Source organism: Acinetobacter sp. ANC_7635 (assembly GCF_056779945.1).
Map to the genome: position 1 here is coordinate 1 of NZ_JBWYIS010000031.1, position 550 is coordinate 550.

Annotated in this window: 1 protein-coding gene; it reads right to left on the reverse strand. The window is 43.6% G+C overall.

Annotated elements, in window-relative coordinates; all coding sequences use genetic code 11:
- Positions 1–550 (reverse strand): Ig-like domain-containing protein (locus AC1M89_RS14735; RefSeq protein WP_481614393.1); only part of this gene is annotated, 550 nt, incomplete at both ends.

Genomic DNA, 550 nt, shown 5'->3' on the forward strand with positions numbered 1-550 from the left:
GTAGTATCGTTTGTTGGCTTAAGCTCATCGATGGTTAATTCAGGTGCTACTGTGTCAACCTCGAAGCTCTCTGGCTGAGATTCACCTGTGTTACCTGCTTGATCTGTTGCTTTTGCAACTACGTCGTATTCGCCATCTGCCAATTCAACTGATGGTGTATATGTCCATGTGTCACCTGTAACTGTCGCTGGACCTTCTGCAACAACTTGACCGTCTTTGTCTTTAACAACGACATTTACTGTTGTTCCTGGTTCAGTTGTACCTGTGATTTCTGGTGTTGTATCGTTTGTATCCGCAATTGGATCAATCGTTACATCGGTATCAGATGGTGCAGTTGTATCTACAGTTAATTTGCCATCCGCAGTTTCAGTAGCAGTATTACCTACCGCATCTTTCGCTTCAGCTTTAACTGTATATTCACCTTCTGGTAATTCTTCAGTCGGTGTATACGACCAGTTACCTTCTGGATCTACAGTCGCATCACCTGTTGCTACAGGGTTGCCATCTTTGTCTAAGATTTCAACTTTTACTGTTGCACCTGGCTCAGTCT